The sequence below is a fragment of the Methylobacterium trifolii genome, assembly GCF_022179685.1.
Lineage (GTDB): Bacteria > Pseudomonadota > Alphaproteobacteria > Rhizobiales > Beijerinckiaceae > Methylobacterium > Methylobacterium trifolii.
On the sequence record NZ_BPRB01000343.1, the window covers coordinates 1 to 5,411 of the forward strand.

Sequence of the window (5,411 nt, forward strand, 5' to 3'; positions counted from 1 at the left end):
CCCGACCCTCGCTGACGCGAGGCCCACTCTCCCCCGCAGAGGGGGGAGGGAAACGCCTTCAGGAACAGAGGCTTGTCGGAGTACCGCGCCGATCCAAGTCGAGCCCGAGACTTGCCCTGCGAGCACGTGCGAAGATTTTCGGCAGACGTGCATAAAGTCTTTGCACGCATGACAATCGCCCACGTTCGTCAGACATGAATTCAAAAGCCGGCATGGAACGACTTGCGCAATACCAGGGGCCGCGCTAGCCAAGTCTCGCCCATTACGACGATGCGGGAGAGCCCGAGGCGAGCGTTTCGCCCTCGGCGCCGACGGAGCAACCGCCCCGGAAACTCTCAGGCCCAAGAACCGTATCGTCAGGGCGATCTGGAGAGAGGTGTCCCGCCAGGGACACCCACCGAAGGGGACGTCCACCCGCGCGACAGCGCGGGCGGATCAAACTCTCAGGTACCCGAGACAGATGGGGCGCATCGGCCGGCGGCGACGCCGGTCCCACGCGTCCGCACGTCTTCGGGAGTCCAGGACCCATGCCCCATATCGCCGTGGTCGGCGCCGGTATCACCGGCGTGACGACCGCCTATGCCCTGCGCCGGCGCGGATACCGCGTCACGGTCTTCGACCGGCACCGCTATGCCGGGATGGAGACCTCGTTCGCCAACGGCGGCCAGCTCTCGGCCAGCAACGCCGAGGTCTGGAACAAGACCTCCACCGTGCTCCAGGGCCTGCGCTGGATGCTGCGCCGCGACGCGCCGCTGCTGATGAACCCGCGCCCGAGCTGGCACAAGTATTCGTGGATGGCCGAGTTCGTGCGCAACATCGCGCATTACCGGGAGAACACCGTGGCGACCGTGCGGCTGGCGCTCGCCGCCCGCGCGCACATGGACGCCATGGCCGAGGCCGAGGGCATCGACTTCGACCTGGAGCGCCGCGGCATCCTGCACATCTACCGGGACCGGGCGGCCTTCGCGGCGGCCGGGCGCGTCAACGCCCTGCTGGCGGAGGGCGGCCTGGAGCGCCACGCCGTCACCCCGGAGGAGATGCGCGCCATCGAGCCGGCCCTGAAGGGGGCCTATCACGGGGGCTACTTCACGCCCTCGGACGCCACCGGTGACATCCACAAGTTCACCCGCGGCCTGGCCGAGGCCTGCGCCCGGCAGGGCGTGCGCTTCCGCTACGACGCCGCCGTCGATTCCATCGTGCCCGAGCCCGCGGGCTTCACCCTGCGCTGGCGCCCGGCCCCGCAGGAAGACGGGGGGGCGGACGGGGGCCCGGCCCGGCCGGAGGGATACGACGCGGTGGTGATCTGCGCGGGCGCGGCCAGCCGCCGCTTCGCCCGGATGCTCGGGGACCGGGTCAACGTCTACCCGGTCAAGGGCTACTCGATCACCGTGGGCCTGCACACGCCCGCGAGCCGGGGGGCGGCCCCGCAGGTCAGCATCCTCGACGACGCGGCCAAGATCGTCACCAGCCGGCTCGGGCCCGACCGCTTCCGGGTCGCGGGCACGGCGGAGTTCAACGGCTTCAACCGGGACATCCGCCACGACCGCATCCAGCCCCTGGTCGACTGGACCCGCGGCCAGTTCCCGGAGGTGACCACCGACCGGGTCGTCGCCTGGAGCGGCCTGCGCCCGATGCTGCCGGGCATGCTGCCCCGCGTCGGCCGCGGGCGCCGGCCGGGCGTCTTCTACAACACCGGCCACGGGCATCTCGGCTGGACCCTGTCGGCCGCCACCGCCCAGATCGTGGCCGACGCCGTCCTGGCCGAGGTCGGCCGAACGGTCGGCCAACAGGCCGGCCCCCGGCCCCTGCCGCAGGCCGCCTGACCCTTCCCCTCACAGATAAGGACCCGCCATGAGCCTCAACCGCCCCGCCGCCATCGGCACCCCGATCGAGGAGGTCGACACCCCCTGCCTGATGGTCGACCTCGACGCCTTCGAGCGCAACGTCGACACCATGCGCCGCTTCATGGAAGCCAACGGCCTGCGCCACCGGGCGCATGCCAAGACCCACAAGTCTGCCGACATCGCCGCCATCCAGGTCGCGCGGGGTGGCGCCTGCGGCGTCTGCTGCCAGAAGGTCAGCGAGGCCGAGGCCCTGGTGGAGGGCGGCGTCTACGACGTGCTCGTCTCCAACCAGGTGGTGGCGCCGCAGAAGATCGAGCGGCTGGCCGCGCTCGCCGCCCGCGCCCGGGTGATGGTCTGCGTGGACGATCTCAGTAACGTCGCCGACCTGTCGGCGGCGGCCGTCCGGCACGGGGCGGATCTCGGCTGCCTGGTGGAGATCGACGTGGGCGCCGGCCGCTGCGGCGTCGCGCCGGGCGAGCCGGTGCTCGCCATCGCCGAGGCGATCGCGGCCGCCCCGAACCTGCGCTTTGCCGGCCTCCAGGCCTACCAGGGCAAGGCGCAGCACGTCTACGACCACGCCGAGCGCAAGGCGATGATCCAGGCGGCGGTGGACGCGGTGGCCGACACGGTGGCCCGGCTCAAGGACCGGGGCTTGCCCTGCGAGATCGTGGCGGGTGCGGGCACCGGCACCTTCGAGATGGAAGGCACCAGCGGGGTCTACAACGAGCTGCAATGCGGCTCGTACATCTTCATGGACGCCGACTACCAGCGGGTGAAGGACGCGCAGGGGCAGGTCATCTCGGATTTCGAGAACAGCCTGTTCATCTACACCTCGGTGATGAGCAAGACCAAGGCCGACAAGGCGATCTGCGATGCCGGCCTCAAGGCCCAGAGCGTCGACAGCGGCCTGCCGGTGATCTTCGGCCGGACGGACGTGGAATACGTCAAGTGCTCGGACGAGCACGGGGTGATCGCCGACCCCGGCAACGTGCTCCGGCTCAACGACAAGCTGAGGCTCGTGCCCGGCCATTGCGACCCGACCGTGAACGTCTACGACTGGTACGTGGGCGTGCGCGGCGGCCGCGTCGAGGCCCTCTGGCCCGTCACCGCCCGCGGGATGTGCCTGTGAGGGCCGATGGCCGTCGATGCCGACGCCTCGACGGCCGCCGGTAGGACATCCGAACAAAGGGCAAAAAAGAAATGAAGTTCATTTCCGAGGAGCGGTCTGCGGCGCTCGTCACCCATGCGGTGGCCTTCGAGGCGGCGCGGGAGGCCCTGGTCGCGGCGGCTAGGCCCGACACCACGATCTTCCCCGCGGTGCTCGGACACGGCTCCGATCCCGGCAACCGCTTCTCGATCAAGTCCGGGGCGACGGCGTCGGTGGCCGGGCTGAAGGTCGGCTCGTTCTGGCCCGGCAACCCGGCCCGCGGGATGCCGCGGCACAACTCCCTGATCCTGCTGTTCGACCAGGAGCGGGGCCGCATCGACACGGTGGTGGAGGCGGGCCTCGTCAACGCCTACCGGACGGCCGCGGCCGACGCGGTGGCCGCCAGCGTGCTGGCCCGGCCGGACTCGCAGGTGCTGGCGGTGTTCGGCGCGGGCAACCAGGCCCTCTACGAGTGCTTGGCCCTCGCCCGCGTGCTGCCGATCCGCCGGGTGGTCGTGGCCGCCCGCGACCCCGAACGGGGGGCCGCCTTCGCGGAACGGCTGCGGGAACAGGGCCTCGCGGCGGACGTCTCGGGCGCGCAAGGGGCCTGCGAGGCCGCCGACGTGATCGTCACCGCCACGCCCGCCCGCGCGCCCCTGTTCGAGGCCGCGTGGGTCCGCCCCGGCACGCATGTGGCCGCCATGGGCTGCGATGCGGCGGGCAAGCAGGAGCTGCCCGTGGCGCTGCTGGAGCGGGCGGCCCTGTTCTGCGACCTGCCCGCCCAATCGGTGACGATCGGCGAGTTCCAGCACGCGGCCGAGCGCGTCGCCTCCGGGGCTCTGAGCCTGCGGGCGATCGGCGCGGTGCTCGAATCGGGCAAGCCCGGCCGGGCCTCGGCGGAGGAGATCACCGTGTTCGACAGCTCGGGCATCGCCCTGCAGGACCTGACCATCGCGCAGGCGATCCTGAGGCTGGACCAGGCCTGACGTCCATCAGGCTGCCAGAAAAGCCTCCGCGCTGCGCAGCGCCAGCGCCATGATGGTCAGGGCCGGGTTGGCGGCCAGCGAACTCGGGAAGGTGGAGCCGTCGCTGATCCAGAGGTTGTCGATGGCAAAGCTCCGGCCGTAGGGGTCGACCACGGAATCGTCCCCGTCCCGGCCCATGCGGCAGGTGCCCAGCGTGTGGGCGACGCGCTCCAGCACCCAGATATCCTGTGCACCCGCCGCCTCCCACAGGTCGGTCATCACGCGGGTGGCGTGGGCGTTGAGGCGCGCCTCGTTGGGGCCGTAGCCGAAGTCGATGCGCGCCTTGCGCAGGCCCAGCGCGTCGGTCTCGTCCGACAGGGTGAGCCGGTTGGCCTCGCTCGGCAGGGTCTCGCCGTTGATGCCGATGCCGGCGAGATGCTCGTAGCGGTCGAGGTACGCCGTCAGCGCCGGCCCCCACAGGCCGCGCCCGCGGGCGACGGAGTTGGCGAAGGTGAGGGGCTCGACCCCTAAGCTCTGCATCAGGTAGCCGCCGGCGAAGTCCGCGTCGGCCGGGCGCAGCATGTCCTCGCTGATGAGCGAGGAGGGGTAGCCCCGGTTCATCCGCACCGCGTCGGGAAAGCGGCCCCAGACCTGGGTCGCCACGTGGCCCATGTAGTTGCGCCCGACCTGGTCCGAGCCGTTGGCCAGCCCGAGGTTGAGCAGCAGCCGGGGCGTCTCCACGGCGCCGGCGCACAGGAACACCGCCCGGCAGCGCTGGCGCCTGTCCACGCCCCCGGCCCGGTAGACCACCGCGGAGATCCGCCCGTCCGCCCCCCGCTCCAGGCCGTGCACGACGCTCTCGGGCCGGATCTCGGCGCCGTGGGCCACCGCCAGCGGCAGGTAGGTCACGTCCATGCTGGTCTTGGCGCCGTTGCGGCAGCCCTGGTGGCAGAAGCCGCAATTGATGCAGGCGTTGCGCGCGGGCGCGCCCTCGGCCGTGAACGGGCGGGAGACCACGGCCGCCGGCGCGTCCGTGGCGCGCAGGGCCTGCCGTCCGCAGGCCATCGCCATGATCTGCGCCGGCCCGTTGCGGGGCACGGGGGGCAGGGGGTAGCGCCGCCCGGCATCCCAGGGGTAGGCCGCCGGGCCGGAGACGCCGATGAAGGCCTCCACCCGCTCGTAGAAGGGGACGAGGTCGGAGAGCACCAGGGGCCAGTCGCTGCCCTGCCCACTCTCGCTCTTGAGGCGCAGGTCGCGGGCATCCGCCCGGGGCACGAAGGCGCCCCAATGCAAGGTCGAGCCGCCGACGCCCGTGCCGCTGTTGTTGGCCCCGAAGGCCTCCGGCGTGGAGCCGCCGCTGAGGCGCTCGTCCGTCCAGTAGATCGCGTCGGCCAGGGTCTCGTCGAACGCGAATTGTTTCGGGTCGAAGTTCGGGCCGGCCTCCAGGGCCACGAC

General features: G+C 71.7%; 4 protein-coding genes and 2 riboswitches. Of the genes, 3 read left to right on the forward strand and 1 reads right to left on the reverse strand.

Annotated features, from left to right (window positions below; translation table 11 throughout):
* Positions 1-263: 263 nt before the first annotated feature.
* Positions 264-361: riboswitch (glycine riboswitch) on the forward strand.
* A gap of 3 nt (positions 362-364) precedes the next feature.
* Positions 365-462, forward strand: a riboswitch (glycine riboswitch).
* Between the two features lie 65 nt (positions 463-527).
* The 3 genes from COGEMETH_RS24000 (at position 528) to COGEMETH_RS24010 (ending at position 3,977) form a co-directional block, all read left to right on the forward strand.
* Positions 528-1,823, forward strand: a complete 1,296-nt coding sequence (locus COGEMETH_RS24000) for a D-amino acid dehydrogenase (RefSeq protein WP_238185190.1) — start codon at positions 528-530, stop codon at positions 1,821-1,823.
* 28 nt (positions 1,824-1,851) lie between these two features.
* Positions 1,852-2,973, forward strand: a complete 1,122-nt coding sequence (locus COGEMETH_RS24005; RefSeq protein WP_238185191.1) for a DSD1 family PLP-dependent enzyme — start codon at positions 1,852-1,854, stop codon at positions 2,971-2,973.
* A gap of 71 nt (positions 2,974-3,044) precedes the next feature.
* Entirely contained in the window at positions 3,045-3,977 is a 933-nt protein-coding gene (locus COGEMETH_RS24010) for an ornithine cyclodeaminase family protein (RefSeq protein WP_238185192.1), read from the forward strand.
* Positions 3,978-3,983: 6 nt separating this feature from the next.
* Here the strand turns inward: COGEMETH_RS24010 and COGEMETH_RS24015 are convergent.
* Positions 3,984-5,411: GMC family oxidoreductase (locus COGEMETH_RS24015; RefSeq protein WP_238185193.1), on the reverse strand; the 1,428-nt coding region annotated here is incomplete at its 5' end.